Origin of the sequence: Mesorhizobium sp. B2-3-5 (assembly GCF_006442395.1) — a bacterium.
GTDB lineage: Bacteria > Pseudomonadota > Alphaproteobacteria > Rhizobiales > Rhizobiaceae > Mesorhizobium.
Map to the genome: position 1 here is coordinate 26,598 of NZ_VFVX01000027.1, position 21,406 is coordinate 48,003.

A 21,406-nucleotide genomic window follows, 5' to 3' on the forward strand; every position below is an offset into this window, starting at 1 on the left:
CTTTCATTGACTGGTTGGATTCCGAGAAGCCCTCAGGCGGCCTTCTTTACTTGCGCGGTCTGCTCGATCACGCCCATCACGTCGCTTTCCTTCATGATGATGAGGTCTTCACCGTTGAGCTTGATCTCGGTGCCGGACCACTTGCCGAACAGGATACGGTCGCCGACGTTGACGTCGAGGGGCACGAGCTTGCCGCTCTCGTCGCGGGCGCCCGGACCGACAGCGATGACTTCGCCTTCCTGCGGCTTTTCCTTGGCAGTGTCGGGGATGATGATGCCGCCGGCCGTCTTCTCCTCGGCCTCGATGCGGCGGACCAGGATACGGTCGTGCAGTGGACGGAACGTCATATCGTTCTCCTTCAGGACAAACAGATTGCGAGAAGCTCCTCCGCTCCGGACCGGCAGGACCGGAGCGGGCCTCGCGCGACCCTTTCGGCATCGCGCGCATGTCGAGTTAATTTTGCCTTCTTCTACTTTCAAGGGGCGCCGCAAAATTTTTAGCACTCTCGACCGTCGAGTGCTAGCCTGCTGAAAACATGCGGTAAATTCGATCGTGCGAACCAAATGAGAGGCTTGAATTCGCTATTGAGCTGAACAAGATTAATCGGCGCCCGGCACCGCCGGGACCGCTGAGACAAGCCAAACAAGGAGTTTTTGGATACGGAGGACAGAAATGAACCGACAGACGCTTTCGCCGATTATTCCTTCCCTGACTCGCGAAATATCAGATCTTTCGCTCGACCGGCTGCTGTCGCCGGCCAGCCATTTTCAGCACCCGTGGGACGTGCTGGAGGACGGCTCGCTCGACCTGTTGGAAAAGCGGGCGATCCTTTCGTCCTGGGCATCCGACGCTTGCGCCGTGGAATCGATGCCAGCGCTGCGCCAACCACCGGGCACCGAGCGGCCGGTTTGCTTCGACGACATCATGGATGCGTTGCGTCGGCTGGATACCGCTGCCCCGCCGCCTCGCAGCCCCGCCGATGACGACCACCGGCAGCTGTTCGACCGTCTGAGCGCGTGAGGCGCGGAAGGCGATGGCGAGCGCGGTCAGCAGGGAATTCCGCTTGCAGATGAATGGCTACGGCTTGACCACTGCCGAAATCCACTACTATCTGCCCGACCATCCGAACCTGCTGCAGCTTTACGTCTGGCAGGACTACGATGTCGCCCCGGATTTCCCCGCGCTGAGGGACTTCCTGGGCTTTTGGGAACGCGAGCTGGAGGGTGGCTTGCACTCTGTGCGCGTCGCCCACCATGGGCTTATCGGGCCATCCGAATGGCGGGCCGTCGACGGGATCATCGCGATCAATTGAAGATCACCCCGGCGGCGCGCCAAGGGCGCCCGCAAATCATCATCGCGTGCCTGCTGCAGGCAGGCGAGGATGGCGGCTTTTCACGACCTTGACGATGGCTTCCGCCGGGCCTAGGCGTCCAGGCTCGGAATCCCCAGGCCGGTGCTTGAGAGACCGGCAAGGTCAAGGGGCGCCGCTTCCTTGGCGTTCCTCGTATCTATGTTGCTCAAGGGAGGATATAGCTATGAGAACCCCGTTTGACTTCGGTCCCTGTTCCGGTCGAGCATCGACTTCGATCGGATCCTCATCGAGATCGCAGCCGCCAAGGCGATGCCCAAGGGCACGACAAACAAGATCGAAGCCGAGAAGCAGGCCGCCTGAGGACGTTCCTGTGACGGCGTGACGCGATTATGCCGGACCGTCAGTGTGAGGTCGGGTTCTTGCCGCCTCAAGAGCCTTGATGGCGTTATAGACGGCCTGACGCTTGGACTCGGCGGGCTCGTTGGGATGGAAACGAGCCTGCCCCAGCCGGGTGAAAGCCACCGTCAGGTCGGCAACACGGTCGCGTCCTTGCTGTCCACTTCCTTCCTCTCGATCCTGGGAGGGTCGATCGGGTTACCACGGCAACTGATAAAGCTCACTGTTTAGGCGACAGAGTTCCTTTGCTTCGCCACGCTTCGGGGGAAAATGGACGAAGACCGGCCGGCGCGAAGAGCCGGTCTTCGTCTCCCATCGCGTGAGGCAGTCAGGCCGCCTTAAGCCCCTTCAAAGCCTTCTCGAAGGCGGACTTGACCGGCTTGGATACGTCCTCGACGGCTTTGGTCGTGACGGCTTGGAGTTCCTTGGCCTGCTCGACGGCCGTTTCAAGCTGCTTGCGGACAAAGGCGATTTGCAGGTCAATGAATTCGGACGGCGACTTAACGGCAACCAGGGCTTCAAAGTGCGAGAAGGCGGCTTCAGTATTGGCGCGCAGAACGGCAATTGTCTTCAGCGACACATCGCCGCCAACGGCTTTGGCCGTTTCGAAGCTCGACTCGAGAGCGTTCTGGGCGTCTTCAGAGCCCGCCTTGAACCTGGCAAGAACTTCTTTTGACTGTTCGACGCCTCTTTCAGCTGCAGCGCGGAACTCAGCCGCAGCCTTGGACGGGTCAAAGGTCGGCAACGCGGCGCCTTCGATAGTATCAGGGGTCTTTTCAGCCGTGGACATGGTTCCATCCTTCCGTGGGCAGCCCCAAAACGCCTCCTCAATTTATGAAACCCGCTCGAACCGATAGCAATGCTTTTGTGCGCTGCACTATGAATTTCTTCCCTTGCGGTAACTACGCGCTGAAGGCAGGGCCATCGCATGAGACGTGGCACCCACAAGGTTCGAACTTGTGCCCTGCCTTTGCGGAGGGCAGGCTGTCTTGATTGGCGACGTTCGCGCTTTCGCTGAACGTCGCCGAAAATAGAAGAGAGTTTGCTCGATAGTGGGTCTCACGATTTAGCGGTCCTCCGCGACCAATCGCCCGTGCATGTCAAGCGCCCCACTGGCCACGATGCAAAGTAAGCCCGAAGCAGGCCGCGACGACAGGCAAGCCGCGGGAAGGGAAGTCTTGTCGATCGCCGTCATGAAGGAGAGCGCCGTCACCGGGCCGACCCCAGGGTTCGCCATGCAGCGGCGGCATGGATCACTGCGCGCGATGATCTTCTAGTGTTGTGACCCTCTTATCACCGTGATCGAAAGTGATGCGCAGACTTGTTCGTCCCATGTCATTGCCACAGGTCTGTTGCCGTTGATGGGCAGCACCGGGACGAATAGGCCAAGAGACGACGGTTGATCGAGCTCTTATCCGCGGATTGGCTACCGCAGTTCCGTAACTCAGATCGGGGCAGCGCTGATCGCGGCTTATCGCGTTGCCGCAAAACGTCGGTTTCGACCAACATCCGCGACCGAATTTACCGTCAGTCCTGCCAGTAGCTGTCCGGGGGAGGGCCCCAGTCGGTCAGTACACAGGAATAGACGGCGGTCTCGTCAAACGGATAACGCGCTTCCATCTCCGGGGTGAGCGTTAGGCCGAGCCCTGGCGCGGTTGGGCGGATCAGCCTTCCGTTCTCTATACGGCCCTGGTCGCCGATCATCTCGGCGCCTAGCGGAAAGTCGAGCATCGGGTATTCGACCAGGGTACCGCCGGCTGCGAAGGCCGCGTGGTAGCTCGCCATGATCGCAGCCGCCCCGCCCCAGGCGTGCACCACAACGCCGGTGCCCTTGGCCTTGGCTGCCTCAAACACCTCCATTACCGCCGAAATTCCACCCATGACGGATGCGTCGGGCTGGACGAAATCATAGACGTCGGCGTTGATCCGCTCGATCATCTCCTTCGGCGTGGTGACGATCTCGCCGCCGCAGACCGGAACGTCAATTCGCCCGCGCAATTCGCGAAAGGCGTCGGGTTGATCGGGGCCGAGCGCCTCCTCGACGAACACCATGCGCTGGTCGGTGATGGCGTGAACGGCCGTGACGAAGGCGACTACGTCCTCGACCGCCTGCGGCGGATCGGCAAGGTTCTGGCACATGTCGACACCCACTTTGATGCCGCGCCGTCCGGCCTCCTCAAGCACCCAGGCAGTGCGCAGGATGTCACGCTTGACCGAGCGGATCTTGTAGATCTCGATGCCGAGCGAATTCAGCATGTCCATCTCGCGAAGGAATTGGCTCTTGGCGTCGCAACAACCGCCCGAGCCGTAGATCTGAATGGACGAGGCCCGCGCGCCGCCCAGCAGTGTGTAGACCGGAATGCCCAGGCTCTTGGCCTTGGCATCCTGCAACGCGATCTCGAACGCCGCTATGACGTGGCGGGCCGCCCCTTGAAGAGACCAGTAGTCGCACAGACTGCGAAGGTCCTTGACCCGACGGTCAATGTCGAAGCCATCGCGCCCCAACACCTGCGGACGGCACAGGTCGACGATCGATTGGAACACCAATGGCGCGAAGACTGCGAGATAACCTTCGCCAAGCCCGGTCACGCCGTTGTCCAGCGTGACCTCGACCATGCCGATGGTGCGCTTGGGGCCGTTGGGAAAGCATTCCTTTATTTCCGGATCGTCGGCGTCGGCGTAGGGCGACGACAGCAGGACGCAGCGAATATTGGTGATTTTGACCATCAGTATCCTCTTGAGAAATTGACGATGCCTTCGAGCGGCGCACCGGCACGAAACCGCGCGAGGTTCGCCAGGAAGACATCGATCTTGCGGTCAAGCTCGTCCATGGTGCCACCGCCGGAATGCTGCGTGAGGATGATGTTCGGGCAGGTCCAGAATCTGTGTTGCGCGGGCAAAGGCTCATCGCGAGTGACATCGATCACCGCGCCTCCCAGCCGGCCTGTCTCCAACGCGTCGGCAAGTGCATCCTCATCCAGGATCGACCCTCGCCCGAAATTGCAGAAGACCGTGCCCTGGCGCATCGTTGCAAGACGGGCGACACCGAACAGCCCCGCGGTGGCAGGGGTGGAAGGCGCCGTGCAGACGACAAGATCAGCGTCGGCAAGAGCGCTGTCGAGCGCTTCCAGCCCGCCGGCGCGCGTGATCGGCGTGATAGCGCACCCAAAGGGTCCCAGCAGGTCCGCCAGCCGCTGGTTGATCGCGCCGTAGCCGAACAGGACGACGCGTGCTCCACGCAGGACCCTGAGCCCGGTCCGGATCGGATCGCCGACCCAACGCTTCTGCGCCTGGAGCCCGACAAGCCGGTCAATTCCTCGGTAGAGTGCGAGCACGCCTGCAAGCGCGGATTCGGCGACCGGATCGGCGAAGAAGCCGGCAAGGTTCGTGACCACAATATCACCATGGCTGCGCGCGCGGTCGAGCCCGGCATATTCGCCGAAGCCAACGGATTCCAGCTGCATCCAGCGCAGGTTCGCATTGGCCACGACCATTTCCGGGTCCGGATTGCCAAACACGATGGCGCAATCGCATGGCTCATGCGCCGCCACCAGCCTGACGGGTAGATCACCGGCGCCTTGCCTCAGCCTCGCCACCTGATCGTCCGAAAATACACCGCAGACGCCGATCTCCATCATCGGGATGCCGCTGGAATCTTGGTGCTGATCCAGATCGTCTTTGTCTGCAGATACTGGTCCATGGCCTCGGTGCCATTGTCGCGCGCCAGCGAACCGGAACGCTTGTAGCCGCCGAAGGGTGTCTTGACGTCGCCTTCAGAAAAGCCGTTGACCGAGACCGTCCCGCAAGGCAACCGCCGCGCCATATGGATGGCGCGGTCGATGTCCTTGGTGAACACAGTCGCGTGCAAGCCGTAGTCGGTGTCGCGCGCGATCCGTAGCGCCATCTCCATTCCGGCCACGGGTAGGATGCCCAGGACAGGGCCAAAGATCTCCTCGCGGGCAATGCTCATCGTGGGCGTCATGTCGGCAAACACAGCGGGCTCGATGAAGCAGCCTGGCCCTGTCTTGCCGCCGCCGGTCAGCAAGCGGGCGCCTTCGGCCGATCCGCGCTCAATGTAGCCCATCACACGCGTCTGGTGTTCGGCGGTGACCATGGCGCCGATGTTGGTGGCGGGATCGAGTGGATCGCCGACACGGAATGCCTTGGCGCGGACTGTGACGCGGTGCGCGAACTCCTCGGCCAAGCTGCGGTCGATGAGCTGCCGCATGTTCGCGGAACAGTTCTGTCCGCCATTCCAGAACGCTGACATAGCGGCATGCTCGATCAGGTCGTCAGTGAGATCGGCATCATCGAGTACGATGAACGGGCTTTTGCCGCCCATCTCCAGGCCAATCATCTTCAGATTGCTTTCGCCGGCATAGCGCAGGAAATAGCCGCCAACCTCGGTCGACCCGGTAAACGAGACGATGTCGATATCGGGGTGACGGCCGATCGCCTGACCCGTGGTTTCGCCGAGGCCGGGCAAGACGTTGATCACACCATCCGGGATGCCGGCTTGCTGTGCCAGTTCGGCAAGGCGCAGGACGGATAATGGCGTCTGCTCGGCGGGCTTCACCAGGACGGAGCAGCCGGCGGCGAGCGCGGGCGCCATCTTCCAGGCCGCCATCAGCAGTGGGAAATTCCATGGCAGGACCAGGCCGACGACGCCGGCAGGCTCCTTAACGATAAGCGCCAGTGCATTCTCACCCGTGGGTGCGACCTTGCCGAATGACTTGTCGGCGAGTTCGCCATACCACTGGAAGAAGTTCGGAACCTCGCGCCCGATCTCGTTGGCACAGTCGGTGACGGTTTTGCCGCTGTCGATGCTTTCGAGGACGACGAGTTCGTCAGCATGGGCGCGTACGAGGTCGGCGAGCCGCAACAGCGCTTCCTTTCGAAACTCGGGAGCCGCCCGCGACCAGGCACCGTCGTCGAAGGATCTGCGGGCAGCCCTGACGGCGCGATCAACATCGGTGCCGCCGCAGTGCGCCACAGCTGCAATGACCTGGCCGGTGGCCGAGTTGATGGTATCGAATGTCGCACCATCGGCCGCCGCGGTGAACTTGCCATCGGTGAAGGCGAGACCGTTCGGGGCCAGCTTCGAAGCGATCGCATGGGCGCTGTCTTTGCTCAGGGTCACGTCTTGTCTCCGTCGGATGCGTTGAGAGTTCAGTGTGACTGGCGCCGCACCGAGATGTGCCAGGGAATGAGAAGGCGTTCGGCGAGCGTCACCACGCCGAATAGAGCGAGGCCCAGGACTGTCAGGAAAAAGATGCCCGCGAAGGCAAGGTCTGGACGCATGTTGCCGGTGACGATCTGGATGTAGAAGCCGAGCCCCTGGTCCGAGCCGATGAACTCCGCGATGGCGGCGCCGACCGTCGCGTTGATCGCGGCGTATTTGAAGCCGACGAAGCATTGCGGCAGCGCGGCCGGCAGCCGGACCTTGACGAAGGTGCGCCATACGCCCGCGCCGGTCGAGACGCTGAAGCGCGACAGCTCCTCGCTAAGCGAGCTGAACGCGAGAATGGCGTTGAGTACGATGGGAAAGAAACAGACCAGAAAGACGATGATGACTTTTGGCAGCAGGCCAAAACCCAGCCACGAGATGAAGAGCGGAGCGAACGCGATCTTGGGCACCATTTCGACGCAGACGAAAAACGGATAGATCGTGCGGCGCAGGACAGATGAGAATGCGATGGCGAGGCCGAGCGGTAGCGCCAGAATGACCGCCACCCCGTAGCCTAGCAGCACCTCCACGCCGGTGATCCAGGTGTAGTAGAGCAGCCTGTCGATATCCGCCCAACCCTTCATGACGATGACCGAGGGGGGCGTGAGGATGTAGCGGGGGATTTCGAACCAGACCGTTGCGTATTGCCAGACCAGGAAGAATGCCGCGAAGAAGGCGATGGACATCCAGGACCGCGCAATCCAGCGGGCGGCGCGCTCCGGTGACGGGTGTCGATCAGAGGACGCCATAGCCGCGAAATATCTCCTGTGCCTGCCGGACGTAGCCGATGAATTGCGGGCTGCTCTTGGCCTCGAAATCGCGCGGAAAGGGCAGATCGACGGAAATCATGCGTTCGATGCGTCCGGGACGCGGCGTGATGATGGCGACGTGGGTCGAGAGCTGGATAGCCTCCTCGATCGAGTGGGTGACGAACACAACTGTCGGATGGCGTTGCATCCACAGCGCCTGCAGGTCGGTGCGGATTGCTTCCCGGGTCATGGCGTCGAGCTTGCCGAGCGGCTCGTCGAGCAGCATGGTCGCGGGCTGATGCACCAATGCCTGGCAGAACGCGGCACGCTGCTGCATCCCGCCGGAGAGCTCGTGCGGGTAGCGTCGTTGGAAATCCTGGAGGTGGACAGAAACAAGCAATTCGTCCACGCTGGCGCGATGGTCGGCCAGCGACAGGCCTCGCAGTTCCAGCTGCAGCTCGATGTTTCCTCGCACGGTGCGCCACGGCACCAGCGTGTTGTCCTGGAACATTATGCCGATGTCGGTCTGCGGCCCGGCGACGGTGCGCCCGTCGATGGCGATGCGCCCTCTCGTAGGGTTGAGCAGTCCGGCAATCATGAGCATGAGGGTGGATTTGCCGCATCCAGACGGCCCGAGCAGCGAGACGAACTCACCCTTCTCGACCTTTAGGTCGACCGGTCCGAACGCGTGCAGGGCGCCGGGGCCTGATCCGAACACTTTCTGCACGCCCTCAAGTTCGATAAGCGGATTCATCGGTCCAATCTGTTACTGCACGGCGCGAGGACCGGAGTGACGGCAAGCCACTCCGGTCCGCCGATTACTTGACGAAGTCGTTGGTGTAGAACTGCGTGGCCGCGACCTTGGGGTCGAGGTCATTGTACTTCTTCATGAGGGTCACCATGCTTTCCCAATCGGAGGGCACGTTGAGGCCGAGCGTCTTGTCCTTGTTCGCGGCCGAATAGAGAAGGCTGAGCGTCACATCGAGCACGGCGCGGGCCTGCGCTTTTCCCTCGTCCTCGTTCATCGTTCCCCCGACGATGTCGCCGATTGCCGCGATCGCCGCATCAGGATTGGCCGCGGCCGCCTTGTATGACTTGATGGTCGCCTGCACGAACCGTTTCACGAGGTCCGGGTTTTTGGCGACCATCTCCTTGCGAGCCACGATGCAATATCCGATCTGGTTCACTCCATAGCTCGAATAAGGAAAGACCACCGGCGCGGCTCCGCCGTTCTTCTTGATCTCGGCCGGCTTGTCGTCGATGCCGCCAAGCATTCCCACCGCGTCGCCGGCACCTTGCAGATAGCTTGATACGAGCGCGCCATCAGGCACATTGGTGAGCGTGATGTCGGAAGGCGCAAGGCCGGCCGTGGAAAGGACGATCGGAAAGAACGTGTTGACGCCGGCATTGGATGTGGTGAGCAGCTTCTTGCCCTTGAGGTCGGATATCGTGGTGATGGCAGCGTCGGGACGAACCAATATCGCATCCGATCCCATCGCGTCGATCACCGCGACCGAGATCAGCGCGGCACCCTGCGAGGCGAGGTTCACCATCGATCCGCACGAGCCATAGGAAAAATCGCTGTCGCCGTTTGCGACCAGGCGATGAGCGGAGCCCGAACCGTTGCCTGAACGGATATCGAGATTGATTCCGGCATCCTTGTAGAAACCCTTCACCTTGCCGAGGGCGAAGCCGGCATGGGAGCCGTAATACATCCAGTTGAGGCGTAACTTCACATCGTCGTCGGCTTTGGCGGCGCTGACGAGCAACATCGTGGTTGCCACGGCTCCGAGCATCAAATTCTTCAAATTGGTCATAGCAGTCGCTCCTTTTGGTTTGTCGCTTCTTGTTATGTTCCCTATGTTTTTCTAATTGGCCACGAGGCGTGGCACGCCCGCGGCCCGCATCATGTCAAGTGTCCTGGCACGATAGTTCTGGCGAATGTCACGCGTCGGCGGGCGGCAGCGGCTCGACGGCAGTCCGATCAATTCCATGCACAATTTGTCGAGATAGCCGTCACCGCTCGTGTAGCCTTTCTCGATCTCGACCCATAGCTTATAGAACGGCATGGCCTCCTCCACCATCATGCGCGCGATCTCGGTGTAGTTCTGCGCCTTGACCTCGTCGATCAGCTTTATTCCCCATTCCGGCCAGTAGTTGCACAGATGCACCTCGAAGGCTTGCGCGCCCAGAGACGGCATCGCCGAGTAGGGAAAGAACAGATTGTTGTCGATGATGGTGAAGCGCTTGGAGAAATTGGACGTGACGTCCTCGAACTCCATGGCGTCCGTTCGCGGCGTCGCCCATTTCAGCCCGACGACATTGTCGATCTTGGCAAGGCGGTCGATCATGCCGAATGACAGGCTCGTCGATGTCCAGAACGTATTGTAGACAATGATGCCGATGCGGGGCGCCGCCTTTGACGCAGCCATGACGAACTCCTCGAAATCGGCTTCCGTGTGGGTGAAGTAGAACGGGCACGAGACCTGCAGGAAATCAAACTCCATCGACTGCGCCGCCTGGGCCAGCCGCACCAGTTCCAGCGTGCTGGTCGATTGCCCGCCGAAGGCCAAGGGAACACGCCCCCGTGCTTCGTCGACAACGGTTTCGCCGACGCCGATCCGCTCCTCGAACGACATCGTCGAAAAGTCGCCCGCCGCCCCGCCAGCCAGCAGCGTGGCATATTCAGTGTTAAGGCCATTTTCGATCAGGAAGCGCACATAGGCCCTGATCGCCTGATGACTAACCGGAAAGCCGGTGCTGTCCTCGAATGCCGTGGGTATCGTCACGTAGCAACCCGCGAGGCGTGATTTCAATTTTTCGAAGTCCAAAGTCATCTCCCTTGTGCAGGCCGTAGGTCGCGCTGCTCGCCACTGCTCGTTTCGCGTTGACCGCGGCCTCTCCAGGCTTCTGGATTGACAGCAGCTGGATCTAAGGCTCTCGTTTAAGCGGAATTGCTCCTCCGTCCCGCGCGAACAGATGCGCCTTGCGCCAGTTCACGCCGATCTCGTATTTGCCCGCGCCGGAGCTTCTGTCGTTCTCGTCGCTCTGGCGCATGACCAATGCGCCAGCCGGATGCGCGGGCGCATGCAGGAAACTCTCCCCGCCAAGCCGTTCGACGAACTCGACATCGGCCAACAACCGGGGGCCGGCTGCTCGGCGCGCATTGAAATGTTCCGGCCGCAAGCCGACCACCACGCCGCCCGTCAGCGCTGTGGGGCGCTCTAACTCGAGTTCCACGCCGCCGCCGGTCGTCCCGGCGATCTGAAGCATCAGCCGTGTGCCTTCCACGCGCTCGATGAAGGCCTCGAGGAAGCTCATCTTGGGCGAACCCATGAAGCCGGCCACGAAGCGGTTGCAGGGCGCGTCGTAGATCTCTGTCGGGGTTCCAAACTGCTCGATCACGCCGTCCCGGAGCACGACAATCCGGTCGGCAAGCGTCATGGCCTCGGTCTGATCGTGCGTGACATAGATCATCGTGGCGCCCAGGCTTCGATGCAGCTTGGCAAGCTCGAGCCTCATCTGCACGCGCAACTCGGCGTCAAGGTTCGACAGCGGTTCGTCGAACAGGAAGACCTCCGGTTCACGCACGATCGCCCGGCCTATCGCCACGCGCTGCCGCTGCCCTCCCGAAAGCTCCTTGGGAAGCCGGCCAAGCAGCGGTCCAAGTTGAAGCGTTTCGGCAACGACCGCGACGCGCCGGTCGCGCTCGGCCTTCGGCATGCCCTGCATCAGCAGCGAGAACGCCATATTCTCGGCGACCGTCTTGTGCGGGTAGAGCGCATAGCTCTGGAACACCATCGCCACGCCGCGCTTTGCCGGCGGCACGCCGCGCATCGGCTTGCCGCCAATCACAACCGATCCGCCGCTGATCGGTTCAAGCCCGCAGATCATGCGCAGCAGCGTTGATTTTCCGCAGCCCGACGGTCCGATGAAGACCAGGAATTCGCCATGCTCCACGGTGAGATCGACACCATGGATGACCGCCTTTTCGCCGTACTTCTTGCTGACGCCCGAAAGTTCAACCTTGGCCATGGGATGGTCCTTCCTGGCGCCAGCCCTCAGCATCGGGCACGAGGACGCTGGCATGGATGCCCGTCACGCCTTCGCTATCCTGTGCGTAGTAGACGATGAACAGACTGCCATCTTCGCGCAGTGCGAGCGACGGATAGCCGAGATCCCGGTTGGGCAGACCCGAGCGCATCGCATGGGAGCGCGCCGGATTCCAGCTGTTTCCCTGGTCATTGGACATGTAGAGCGTGATGCCGAACGGCTCACGGCGCCGGCCGGCGACGCAGGCGATGCGGCCATCGGCGAGTTCAACCATGTCGGCCGGATAGTCGTGGATTCCCGTCGGCGACGGTGCGCTCCAGGAATGTCCCGCGTCGGTGGATGAGACGACATGCAGGACGCGGGTGAGATTGTCGCGCAGCAGCATGACGATGCGGCCGCCGCGCAGCAACAGCGGCGCCGGTTCCTCGAACTCATGGCCTTCGCCCGCCGCGACAAGTCGCGGCTTTGACCAGCTTTCGCCGCCATCGCTCGACCGCACGGTGAAAACCGCGGCATAGTTCGGCACATCGCAAAGCGGCAGCACGATGTCGCCGGCGAGCTCGACGCCGCCACGCATGCCGTATCCGCCACTGAACGGCGCCGTGTCGATGCGTGTCGACGCGGTGAAGGTCTTGCCGCCGTCGTGCGAACGATGCATCCAGGTTTCGCCGCCGCCGCGTGCCCAGGGATAGCGCTCGGCGATGGTCGCTTTTTCGGGCGTCCAATCAGCGAGTTCGGCGGCCATGGCGTTCGCCCCGACCAGGTCCTCGGGCCGCTTGTAGCTGTCGCGGGCGAGGTTTGCCTCCGCGTAAGCCAGCGTGTGCCAGTCGAACCGCCACTGGTTCAACAACACCACGCCGGACCGCAATGGGGTCAGCCCGGCGCATTCCACGCCTTGCCAGCCGAAACCGGGCACGACGGAAGGCGCCGACCAGCTTCTGCCTTCGTCCGCCGAACGCATCAGCATGTTGCGGTACAGCGGATCCTGCGGCGGGTGCAGCACCCCGGCGTGGCGACGAGACTGCGTGAAGACCAGCAGCCAGTTATCGTTGGCGCCAACCGCGAGATGCGGATGCGCGCTATAGGCATGCGGATCGCGATGGATCGTTTGGTGATCCATCGACCGTCTTGACTGTACTGCGCCGGGTTTCATCGCCTGGACTCAGATCCGGAAGCGTGTGCAGCGGACATATTGCAGCGGTTTGGGATCATCGCTCCATTCATGGTAGGAGCAGACGATGGTTCCATCCGTCGCCTGGACGACGCTTGGATAGCCGATGTGCTGATAGATGCCTGGGTGGTTCCAGTCGACGCCGCCGCCTTCGATCTTGCCCGATGCCGGCGACATGCGGCTCGATCCCGGCGTTTCGGTCACCGTCTGGCCGGGCACGCCGCCTTCGCGGATGACGAATTCGTTCTTCACATCCCAGGTGACGCCGTCGTCGGAGATGATGGCGCGCACGCCGTAAGGAGGCCGGCGATAGCCGTAGACCATCAAGTAGCGGCCGTCCTGAAGCGCGATCAGTTCCGGCGGATAGCCCCAGATGTTGGTCCACTTCGGCGGCGTCCAGCTGAAGCCGTCATCCTCCGAGACGATCATGACCATGTTCTTGGCATCGCTCGTCGGATTGACATGCGTGCGCATGAAGCAGACCAACCTGCCGTCGGCGAGCCGCACCAGGCCAGGCTCCTCATAGTCGATGATGCTGGCCGGGTCGTAACCGAGCGTGGAGAAGTATTCCCAATTGTCGCCGCCATCGTCCGAGCGCATCAGCGCCGAACGCGTGCTTTCGCCCTCACCCTCTTCCTCATAGCCATGGATGCGGCCGTAGAGCCCCATCAGCAGCGAGCCGTTCGGGAGCTCCCAGCAGCCGAGCCGGCAGCCGCCATGCTTGAGCGGGCGAACATTGACCGGGATCGGCTGGGTCCAGGTCTCGCCGCCGTCCTTCGACTTGACGACGAAGGTGCCGAGCCAGGCCTGCGTCTTGTAGGCCCAGGTCCAGTCACCCCATTCCTTGGTGTTGGGGTGCGAGCTCCACGACGGCTGCTCGGGCTTGATGCCCCGCTTGAAGAAGCCCGTTATGGTCAGATTGACGATCAGCGTGCCGTCATGCATCTCACAGATGCCGCAGTCCCAGTTGCCCTGCGTTTCCGACCAGGGCAGAACGACCTTTGGCGCACTCCAGCTCTTGCCGCCGTCCTGCGAGCGGGTCATCAGGGTCTGGCCGCTGTCGTGATGGAACGGAAACCGCTCCTCATTGAATACGGCCACTATGTCGCCGTTCTTCAGAAGTCTGGTCGCGATCTGGTTGACGCAATGCTTCGGATCTTTGAAGATCGTGAAGTGCTCAACGTCTTTTATAACAGTCATTCCGTGGTTTCCTCTATTGGGACGTCTTGATTTTCCGGCCTCTAAAGCCGAATTCCGATGTTCTTGGTGCTGAGGTAATTGCGTATGCCCGGCAGGCCGCGCTCACGGCCGATGCCGCTGTCCTTGATGCCGCCGGTCGGCGCCTGCACGCCGCCGATGAACCAGCCATTGATCCACACCGAGCCGGCTTCGATATCGCGGGCAAACGACAGGGCGCGGGAAATGTCGCGGCTGTAGACGCCGGCGACGAGCCCGAAATCCAGGCCGTTGGCCATGTCGAGCGCCTCGTCCGGGGTGTCGAACGAGAGGGCGACGGCGACCGGGCCGAATATCTCTTCGCGGGCGAGGGCGCTGGCCGGATCGACGGCGTCGAATATGGTCGGCTCGATGAAGTATCCAGCATTGAGCCCGCGCGGGCGGCCGCCGCCGAGACGCAGTTTTGCGCCAGCCCTGCTGCCCTCCTCGATATAGGACCGCACCTTGGCGTATTGTTCTTGCGAAACCAGCGGTCCGAGATCGCAATTGTCCAGACCTCGACCGACGGTCAGCTTCGCGGCGCCTTCCGCGAGCCTGTCGAGGAACTCGTCGCGGATCGAGCGATGCAGCAGGAGGCGCGACGACGACGAACAGACCTGACCGCTGTTGCCGAAGCAGCCGTCGAGCGCATCGAACGCCGCCCGTTCCAGATCGGCGTCCTCGAACACGATCATCGGGTTCTTGCCGCCGAGTTCCAGGACAACGGGCTTGAGCCCCAGGGCAGCACCGGAATAGATCTTACGGCCGGTTGCGACCGACCCGGTAAAGGTGATGCCGCGCACCAGCGGATGCGAGACCAGCGCGGCCCCGGCGTCTTCGCCAAACCCGGCCACGACATTCACGACGCCATCGGGAAAGCCCGCACGCTGGCAGAGTTCGGCGAAGGCGAGGGCGGTGAGCGGTGACTGTTCGGCGGGCTTGATCACCGCCGTGCAGCCAGCGGCAAGCGCAGGCGCCACCGAGCGCGCCACCATGCCTAGCGGGTAGTTCCAGGGCACGATATGCGCGGTGATGCCGACCGGCTCCAACATGGTGAAGTCGACGAAGTCGCGGCCGAGCGGAACTGTCTGGCCTTCCATCTTGTCGGCCGCGCCGGCATTGTAGCGCAGCGTCGCGCAGACGCCGCGGACATCGCCGAGCGCCTCCCTGACCGGCTTGCCGACGTCGAGCGTCTCGAGCAGCGCGAAGCGCTCGGCATCCATTTCGAGCATATCGGCGAGCTTGAAGATCAGCCGGCCGCGCTCGGCCGGCGAAACATCGCGCCAGTCGCCACGCTGGGCCCGATGCGCGGCCTGGACGGCCTTGTCGATGTCGCTCGCATCGCCGCGCGCCGCCTTTGCCAGGACCTGCTCGCTGCTGGGGTCGATGGTTTCGAACGTCCGGCCGTCGGCGGATTTGCACCATTGGCCGGCGATGAAATGCGCGTCGGGGATCGGACCCCCGAGATCGGCGCGGGAATAGGCTCTTTCGGTCATTGCTTGACGCTGCCTTGCGACAGTCCCTGAATGAAGTAGCGTTGCAGGAAGCAGAACAGCAGCAGGCTCGGAATGCTGAGGATGGTCACCGCCGCCATCGCGATGCTGAAACCCTCGATCTGCGTGCGTGTTCCAACCACCGGGGTGAAGGCGGCGACGCCTACAGGGAGGGTTTTCATCGACTCGTCGAAGGTGACGAGCAGCGGCCAGAGGAAATTGTTCCAGTTCAGCGTGAAGATAATGACCGAAGCCGCGATCGCCGGCGCCCTGGCAAGCGGAAGCGCGATGCGAAAGAACAGGTTGAAGGGGCCAGCCCCGTCCATCTTGGCGGCCTCCTCCAATTCCTTTGGAAACGACATGAAGAACTGGCGGAAGACGTAGACGCTGAAGACATTGCCGATCGAAGGCAGGATCAGCGCCTGATAGGTGCTTGCCCAGCCGATCTTGACGAAGCCAAGCAGCAACGGGATCACCGATACTTCGGTCGGGATCATCAGCGACGCCAGGAAGGTGTAGAACAGCATGTCGCGGCCGGGGAACCGCATCCGTGCCAGCGCATAGCCCGCCATCGCGCCGAACAACACGCACAGAAAGGTCGACACCGTCGCCTGTACGACGCTGTTGATGCCCCAGCGCACCACCGGGTATTCGAAGACCTTGATGTAATTGTCGAATGTGACACGCCTGGGCAGCCACTCGATATCCCTGGTCATGACGTCGCCCGGAAATTTGAACGACGTCGAAAGCATCCAGACGAAGGGCAGTGCCCAAAGTACCGCGACCGCCATGCCGAGTGGCCAGATCAGGAGATCGGCGGTTTCCAGACCGCGCTCGTCGAGCTTCGCGTCAAGCCACGCCTTCATCACACGCGCTCCCTGAGAAGGAAGCGCTGCACCACCGTGATCGCCAGGATCAGCGCGAACAACAACAAGGATACCGCGGCCGCGTAGCCGAACAGATTGCGGACAATGGCGAGGTTGTAGATGTAGTGGATAGGCGACGACGACGAGCTGGCCGGGCCGCCATTGGTCATGACGTAAACCTGACTGAAAATGCGCAGCGTTGCGATCAGCTGCAGCGTCACGATCATGCTGACGACGGGCCGCAAATGCGGCAGGATGACATGCCTGAAGCGCTGCCAGCGGCCTGCGCCGTCCACCCGCGCCGCATCGATGATCTCGCCCGGAATGTCCTGCAGCGCGGCCAGGAACAGCACGAAGGCCAATCCCAGGTCCCACCAGACCGAGGCAATGCTGACGCCGACCAGCGACCATCGCGTGGATGTCAGCCAGGGCACATCGTCGAAGCCGAGAAAGGAGAGATAGTAGTTGATGAGGCCGTACTGGGTGTCGAGCATCCAGACCCAGACGAGCCCGATCACGGTCGCCGACACCACGGTCGGGGCAAAGAACAGCGTGCGCGCCAGACCTGACAGCGGATAACCTTTGTTGACGAAGAGCGCGAAGAGCAAGCCCAGCACGGTCACACTGGGAACGATGATGAGGCCGTAGAGAAAAACGTTCCTGAAGGCCTCCGCTACCCACTGATCCTTGAAGGCAGTGGCGTAGTTGCTGAAACCCACCCATTTCGGCGAGCCCACGATGCTCCAGCGCGTGAAGGAAACGTAGACGCCGAAGAGGACGGGAAGGATGTTGAAGAGGAAGAACGGCACCGCGAAGAACGCGATCAGGACATAGCCTGCCTGGTCGGTCTGGTGGCGCTCGGGCATGGATCCGGCGCTGCTTTGTGCGGTTGTCATCGTCATGTCGATCATTCTTCCGCGACCATTGCCCTATGGACCCGTCGCGATCGTGGTCGCGACGGGCAGGGGGGTCGGCGATGTGCAGATGATTGCCGTCCCGTGTCAGCCCTCGTCGAGGTCAGCCTGCCACTGCGTCTGGATCTGCTGCATGGCCGCGTCGATCGTCGTCTGCCCGGACCAGACGCCCTCAAGCGTCTTGGCAAGGAAGTTGCCACCCGAGTAGATGGTGAAGTTCGGGCCGTTGACGACGGGGATTTCGCCGATCGAGGCGAAGGACATGCCATCGACGAAGGCGCCTCGGATATCCCATGGGCTGCCGGCGGTCTTGTAGTCGGGACGTGTCAGCAGGGATTTGCGTGGTGAGGCGCCCCGTCCAACAGTCGTCCACAGGAACGAGTTGTCCGACAGCCATTTGACGGCCTGCATCGTGGCCTCGTGGCGCCCCGTATCGGCCTGCTTGTAGAGCTCGAGCCCGCCCATCTCGAAATAGGTGACGAGCTTGCTGCCGATCTTGGGAAACAGAACGGTTTTGAAGGGCAGTTTCTGCGCCACGTAGCCGGCAAGCGTCCATGGGCCGGTCCAGAAGATCGAGCCCTGCCCGGTGCCGAAAGCCTTGTAGCGGTCGGTGACGTCGCGGGTCGAAACCTTATACTTGTCGAAAAGATCGAGCACCCATTGCATCGCGGCCTTGCCTGCCTCGGGGTTGACGCAGGCGGTCTTGAGGTCGTTGCTGGCGCGCTGGAAGCCCATCTGCTCGGCGACAATACCCCAGGTTACCGTCGGCTGGACGCCCGAGCCGGTCATCATGATGCCCGAGCGTGTGACCTTGTCGCCTTCGCGCTTGGTCATCGCCTTTGCCCATTCCAGAAGCGTGGCGCCATCCGTCGGCGGCTTGCTGATGTCGAGGCCCGCTTCCTTGACATGGTCGGTATTGATTTCCGGCTGAAGACTCATCAGGTCCATCGGGACCATGAAGATCTTGTTGTCATATTTGGGATAGCGTGAAGCGGCGATCGACGACGCACTGAAATCGCTCAGGTCGAGGCCCGAGGCGGCGATCAGGTCGTCAAGCGGCACGGTGACTTCGTCGCGTGCCAGCTGAGCGCTCTTGCCGGCCGTGCCCCAGCCGAAATCCGGCGCCTTGCCCGTGGCCGATGCCGCGAGCACCTTGGTGACATACTGCTCTTCGGGGACCACCTCCATGCGGATCTGGACGCCCTTGTCCTTGTGTGCGTCGTTGAAATTGGCGATCATTTTGGCCCAGACTTCGCCATCCGAAGCCGCCAGCCAACTCCAGTGGACGATCTCGATCGGATTGGCCGCGCAGGCGCGACCGGTCCAGAAGTGTGGAACGGCAAGACCTGCTCCCGTAAGCGCGGCCGTTTGCAGAAGCGTTCTGCGATTCACCGGAACCCGCGGTTTGTTCAAGAAATTGAAATCCATGACAATCTCCCTCGCGGCAAGCGATGGCCTACCACGTTTGTTCAACCTGATTTTTCTATGTTCCCTCGCCGATCACCATCCCAGGAAGTGCTTTCGGCGTGGTGTAGTGTTGGTCAATCCGCCGCAAGATAGTTGACCGACAGCGTCAATTATTCTACGTATAACGTCAGAAATCATTTTTTCGGGAATGACCTTGCACGTCGAGCAAAATCCGGTCATCGCCGCCGCCTCCAGCCGGCGACCTCGGTTCGCCTTCATGCTGCAGCCCGAATTCCCGATGAATGCGCTCATCATGGCGACCGAGGCGCTGCGCATCGCCAACCAGAACAGCGGCCAGGATCTTTTCGAGTGGACCATGATTTCGGATCATGGCGAGGCTGTGCGCGCCAGCAATGGCATGTGGGTTTCCGCGCACCATGATCTGGCCGACTTTCCGCGCTGCGACTTCCTGGTCGTGCTGGAGGGCAACCTGCCAACGCAGAACATTTCGGCTGGTGTGCGCGGTGCGCTCCGCAACGCCTATCGACATGGTTCGATGATCGTGGGTGTCGACACCGGCGCCTTCGCGATCGCGGCGGCGGGGCTTACGGGCGATCGCGCACCAGTCGTCCACTGGGAGGCCGCCTCGTCCTATCACGAGCATTTTCCCGATTCAGGAACCAAGAACCAGATCTATTCGATCGACCGTCAGCTCGCCTTCTGTGCCGGCGGTGTGGCGACGCTCGACCTGATACTGGACCTGATCGGCAGGCTGCGCGGCACCGTGCTTGCCAGGGAAGTCGCGAACGCGCTGATCCATACGCCGCGCAACGACATTCACCCGCAGCGAACCGACGACAACGAGGCCGGCGAAACCAAGCCTTCGCTCTCGCGCCGCATCGTCGCCCTGATGGAAGGCAATCTCGATTTTCCGCTGGAGCCGAAGAGCCTCGCCCGCCATCTCGGCATTTCGGTGCGAACCTTGGAGCGCTGTTGCCTGACGCGGTTCGGCCAGACGCCGAACCAGCTTTATTTGCGCACCCGGCTGCAGGCGGCGCGCAATCTGCTCTTTTACGAAGAGCGCGAGATCAAGGATATCGCCGTCGCCTGCGGCTTCTCCTACCCGTCGGTGTTCTCCAGGGCCTTCTCCGCCCAGTTCGGCCAGTCGCCGCGAGCATTCCGCCGGGCGTTCCGGGAGACGCAGCTTACCGTGCGGCCAGAAATCATGCGAATGTCGCGAACCTATCGGTCCGACCCAGAAGTACTTGCCGAAAAAGCCACTCGGTGAGCAACCGGTCGCATTTCAGCCGAGATCATCCGACCGCATTCCAGTTGGAGGCTCATGCTTGTCGGTCCCGACATGGAAGCGGGGTTAATGTAGCAACTCGCTGATCGCGACATGCTTCATGCGAAGCGGAAGCGCCCGATGGAGGCGAGTTTAGGCACGAGCAGAGCTGATGTTTCTCGTCATGGGTAAAATAGCTGGCTTCCAGTGAGCAGGGACGTCAAAGGGTCGGCTCGGCCTCGCCTGTCACAATGCGCATGACGCGGACGGCATTGCCTCTCACACCGGCGGGCGTTCCTGGCCTTTAGGCCCAGTCGGTAATCCCTAGTTCTCCGCGTGACTAAACACGACAGCACCGTTGTCCTTGCGAACTTCAACGCACACGACGCCATCGTCACCCCTTCGGGTCTGGAACATAGCGATTGCATGATCCTTGGCCGTCTTCTCGGCGTCGAAAGTCACCTGGTCGATAACGCCCTCTCTTCCATACCAGATCACAGTGAAGGCCATTACCGTTCCCATCTTAGCGGAAAGCATAGGCGCTTTCGCTTTCCCCTTCAAACGGGATAGGTGATTGGGACAAATTTCAAACTGAGACCCTACCCAGTCGTTGCGATTGTCTGCCTCTGGTATCGCACGGCGACCATGGCGTGGAAGCAGCGGGCCGCGAACGATGAGGATGCGCACCATGGCCATGCTATCCGTGGTCATTCTTGGCTGAGGCCCTGCATCCCACGCTGCATATCGGTCCGGTCGACCGCCAAGCAGATCCGCAGCTGGCCTGGAACCGGGATCATGAGACGCGCAGCGCCATCGCCATCAGCGCAATGGCAGCCTCGCCTAGCCGACGGTCTTCAGCTCGATCACCGCTGGTGGCCTGTTCAATCACCGCGGCCACTGCGGACGCTTTCGACAACATGATCATGTGGCTGCCTTCGACCGTCCTGGTCTTCGCTTTGATAGTTTGGCCATTCCGCGCCTCGAGCGCCGGTTGGATCGCGCGGTCAGGCAGCGGATAAAGCCGAGCTGACGGGAACCGCCAAGCGTTTCCAACTTGCGGGTTGGCCCAAGAAGGATAGTACTCGCCGCTGACAGGCAGGCGTTGGGATAGAGATATTTGGTGATGCGAATGGCTGCTTGAGTACCGTCGCCTCGACATCCTCCCAGCATCGACATAGATGCCGCGCATCAGCTGGACGAGCCTGCCCGTCTCAGCCTGAGAGTGGCTGCGGGTTTTGTCTGTTTTTTCCAACCAGGTGCAGGGGCATTTTCTAACTTTCGCGTATCTCACATACGCCAAAGTTAGAAAATGCAGCGA

General features: G+C 61.8%; 21 protein-coding genes and 1 pseudogene. 3 read left to right on the plus strand and 19 right to left on the minus strand.

The window, feature by feature from the left end; translation table 11 throughout:
- Positions 1–32: 32 nt before the first annotated feature.
- The gene (groES, locus tag FJ958_RS24115) at positions 33–347 is read right to left on the minus strand and encodes a co-chaperone GroES (protein WP_140746113.1); all 315 of its coding nucleotides are present in this window, start codon (positions 345–347) and stop codon (positions 33–35) included.
- A 325-nt stretch (positions 348–672) separates the two neighbouring features.
- Here groES and FJ958_RS24120 point away from each other — a divergent pair, with 325 nt between their 5' ends.
- Positions 673–1,020 carry a hypothetical protein gene (locus FJ958_RS24120; protein ID WP_246679734.1) on the plus strand — a complete coding sequence of 116 codons (348 nt, stop codon included), beginning with the start codon at positions 673–675 and terminating at the stop codon, positions 1,018–1,020.
- Positions 1,021–1,033: 13 nt separating this feature from the next.
- Complete coding sequence (locus FJ958_RS24125; RefSeq protein ID WP_140746116.1) at positions 1,034–1,312, plus strand: usg protein; 279 nt, start codon at positions 1,034–1,036, stop codon at positions 1,310–1,312.
- A 724-nt stretch (positions 1,313–2,036) separates the two neighbouring features.
- Here FJ958_RS24125 and FJ958_RS24130 read toward each other — a convergent pair.
- The 16 genes and pseudogenes from FJ958_RS24130 to FJ958_RS24200 all read right to left on the minus strand — a co-directional run bounded on the left by FJ958_RS24130 (position 2,037) and on the right by FJ958_RS24200 (position 18,824).
- The gene (locus FJ958_RS24130; protein WP_140746119.1) at positions 2,037–2,498 is read right to left on the minus strand and encodes a phasin; all 462 of its coding nucleotides are present in this window, start codon (positions 2,496–2,498) and stop codon (positions 2,037–2,039) included.
- A 337-nt stretch (positions 2,499–2,835) separates the two neighbouring features.
- A pseudogene (locus tag FJ958_RS32185) lies at positions 2,836–2,978 on the minus strand (IS110 family transposase); the annotation flags it as partial.
- A gap of 257 nt (positions 2,979–3,235) precedes the next feature.
- A complete protein-coding gene (locus tag FJ958_RS24135) occupies positions 3,236–4,435 on the minus strand; it encodes a mandelate racemase/muconate lactonizing enzyme family protein (protein WP_140746122.1) in 1,200 nt (399 codons plus the stop codon).
- The gene (locus tag FJ958_RS24140; RefSeq protein WP_140746125.1) at positions 4,435–5,346 is read right to left on the minus strand and encodes a D-2-hydroxyacid dehydrogenase; all 912 of its coding nucleotides are present in this window, start codon (positions 5,344–5,346) and stop codon (positions 4,435–4,437) included. Before FJ958_RS24140 ends, FJ958_RS24135 begins: the two co-directional genes overlap by 1 nt.
- Positions 5,343–6,848: an aldehyde dehydrogenase gene (locus tag FJ958_RS24145; RefSeq protein ID WP_140746128.1), complete on the minus strand. Its 1,506-nt coding sequence runs from the start codon at positions 6,846–6,848 to the stop codon at positions 5,343–5,345. The genes FJ958_RS24140 and FJ958_RS24145 overlap by 4 nt, the downstream gene beginning before the upstream one ends.
- Before the next feature lie 29 nt (positions 6,849–6,877).
- Entirely contained in the window at positions 6,878–7,621 is a 744-nt protein-coding gene (locus tag FJ958_RS24150; RefSeq protein WP_140746131.1) for an ABC transporter permease, read from the minus strand.
- A 49-nt stretch (positions 7,622–7,670) separates the two neighbouring features.
- Positions 7,671–8,438, minus strand: a complete 768-nt coding sequence (locus tag FJ958_RS24155) for an ABC transporter ATP-binding protein (protein WP_140746134.1) — start codon at positions 8,436–8,438, stop codon at positions 7,671–7,673.
- A gap of 64 nt (positions 8,439–8,502) precedes the next feature.
- On the minus strand, positions 8,503–9,501 hold the full coding sequence (locus FJ958_RS24160) for an ABC transporter substrate-binding protein (RefSeq protein ID WP_140746137.1): 999 nt from the start codon (positions 9,499–9,501) through the stop codon (positions 8,503–8,505).
- A 51-nt stretch (positions 9,502–9,552) separates the two neighbouring features.
- The gene (locus tag FJ958_RS24165; RefSeq protein WP_246679735.1) at positions 9,553–10,473 is read right to left on the minus strand and encodes a dihydrodipicolinate synthase family protein; all 921 of its coding nucleotides are present in this window, start codon (positions 10,471–10,473) and stop codon (positions 9,553–9,555) included.
- 142 nt (positions 10,474–10,615) lie between these two features.
- Positions 10,616–11,719 (minus strand): ABC transporter ATP-binding protein, encoded by a 1,104-nt coding sequence (locus FJ958_RS24170; RefSeq protein ID WP_140746143.1) that lies wholly within the window; start codon positions 11,717–11,719, stop codon positions 10,616–10,618.
- Positions 11,706–12,857 carry a sialidase family protein gene (locus FJ958_RS24175; protein WP_181176498.1) on the minus strand — a complete coding sequence of 384 codons (1,152 nt, stop codon included), beginning with the start codon at positions 12,855–12,857 and terminating at the stop codon, positions 11,706–11,708. The genes FJ958_RS24170 and FJ958_RS24175 overlap by 14 nt, the downstream gene beginning before the upstream one ends.
- 42 nt (positions 12,858–12,899) lie before the next feature.
- Positions 12,900–14,108: a sialidase family protein gene (locus tag FJ958_RS24180; protein WP_140746149.1), complete on the minus strand. Its 1,209-nt coding sequence runs from the start codon at positions 14,106–14,108 to the stop codon at positions 12,900–12,902.
- A gap of 41 nt (positions 14,109–14,149) precedes the next feature.
- The gene (locus tag FJ958_RS24185; protein WP_140746151.1) at positions 14,150–15,619 is read right to left on the minus strand and encodes an aldehyde dehydrogenase family protein; all 1,470 of its coding nucleotides are present in this window, start codon (positions 15,617–15,619) and stop codon (positions 14,150–14,152) included.
- Positions 15,616–16,482, minus strand: a complete 867-nt coding sequence (locus tag FJ958_RS24190; protein ID WP_140746154.1) for a carbohydrate ABC transporter permease — start codon at positions 16,480–16,482, stop codon at positions 15,616–15,618. Before FJ958_RS24190 ends, FJ958_RS24185 begins: the two co-directional genes overlap by 4 nt.
- Positions 16,482–17,384, minus strand: coding sequence for a sugar ABC transporter permease (locus FJ958_RS24195; protein ID WP_150833163.1), 903 nt, complete (start codon positions 17,382–17,384; stop codon positions 16,482–16,484). The genes FJ958_RS24190 and FJ958_RS24195 overlap by 1 nt, the downstream gene beginning before the upstream one ends.
- Positions 17,385–17,483: 99 nt before the next feature.
- Positions 17,484–18,824 carry an extracellular solute-binding protein gene (locus tag FJ958_RS24200; protein ID WP_140746160.1) on the minus strand — a complete coding sequence of 447 codons (1,341 nt, stop codon included), beginning with the start codon at positions 18,822–18,824 and terminating at the stop codon, positions 17,484–17,486.
- A gap of 193 nt (positions 18,825–19,017) precedes the next feature.
- On the opposite strand from FJ958_RS24200, the gene FJ958_RS24205 reads away from it, so the two are divergent.
- Positions 19,018–20,091, plus strand: coding sequence for a helix-turn-helix domain-containing protein (locus tag FJ958_RS24205; protein ID WP_210243469.1), 1,074 nt, complete (start codon positions 19,018–19,020; stop codon positions 20,089–20,091).
- Positions 20,092–20,412: 321 nt separating this feature from the next.
- Here FJ958_RS24205 and FJ958_RS24210 read toward each other — a convergent pair whose 3' ends face one another.
- Positions 20,413–20,784 (minus strand): hypothetical protein, encoded by a 372-nt coding sequence (locus FJ958_RS24210; protein ID WP_140746166.1) that lies wholly within the window; start codon positions 20,782–20,784, stop codon positions 20,413–20,415.
- A 97-nt stretch (positions 20,785–20,881) separates the two neighbouring features.
- On the minus strand, positions 20,882–21,277 hold the full coding sequence (locus FJ958_RS32190) for a hypothetical protein (protein WP_246679737.1): 396 nt from the start codon (positions 21,275–21,277) through the stop codon (positions 20,882–20,884).
- Positions 21,278–21,406 lie beyond the last annotated feature (129 nt).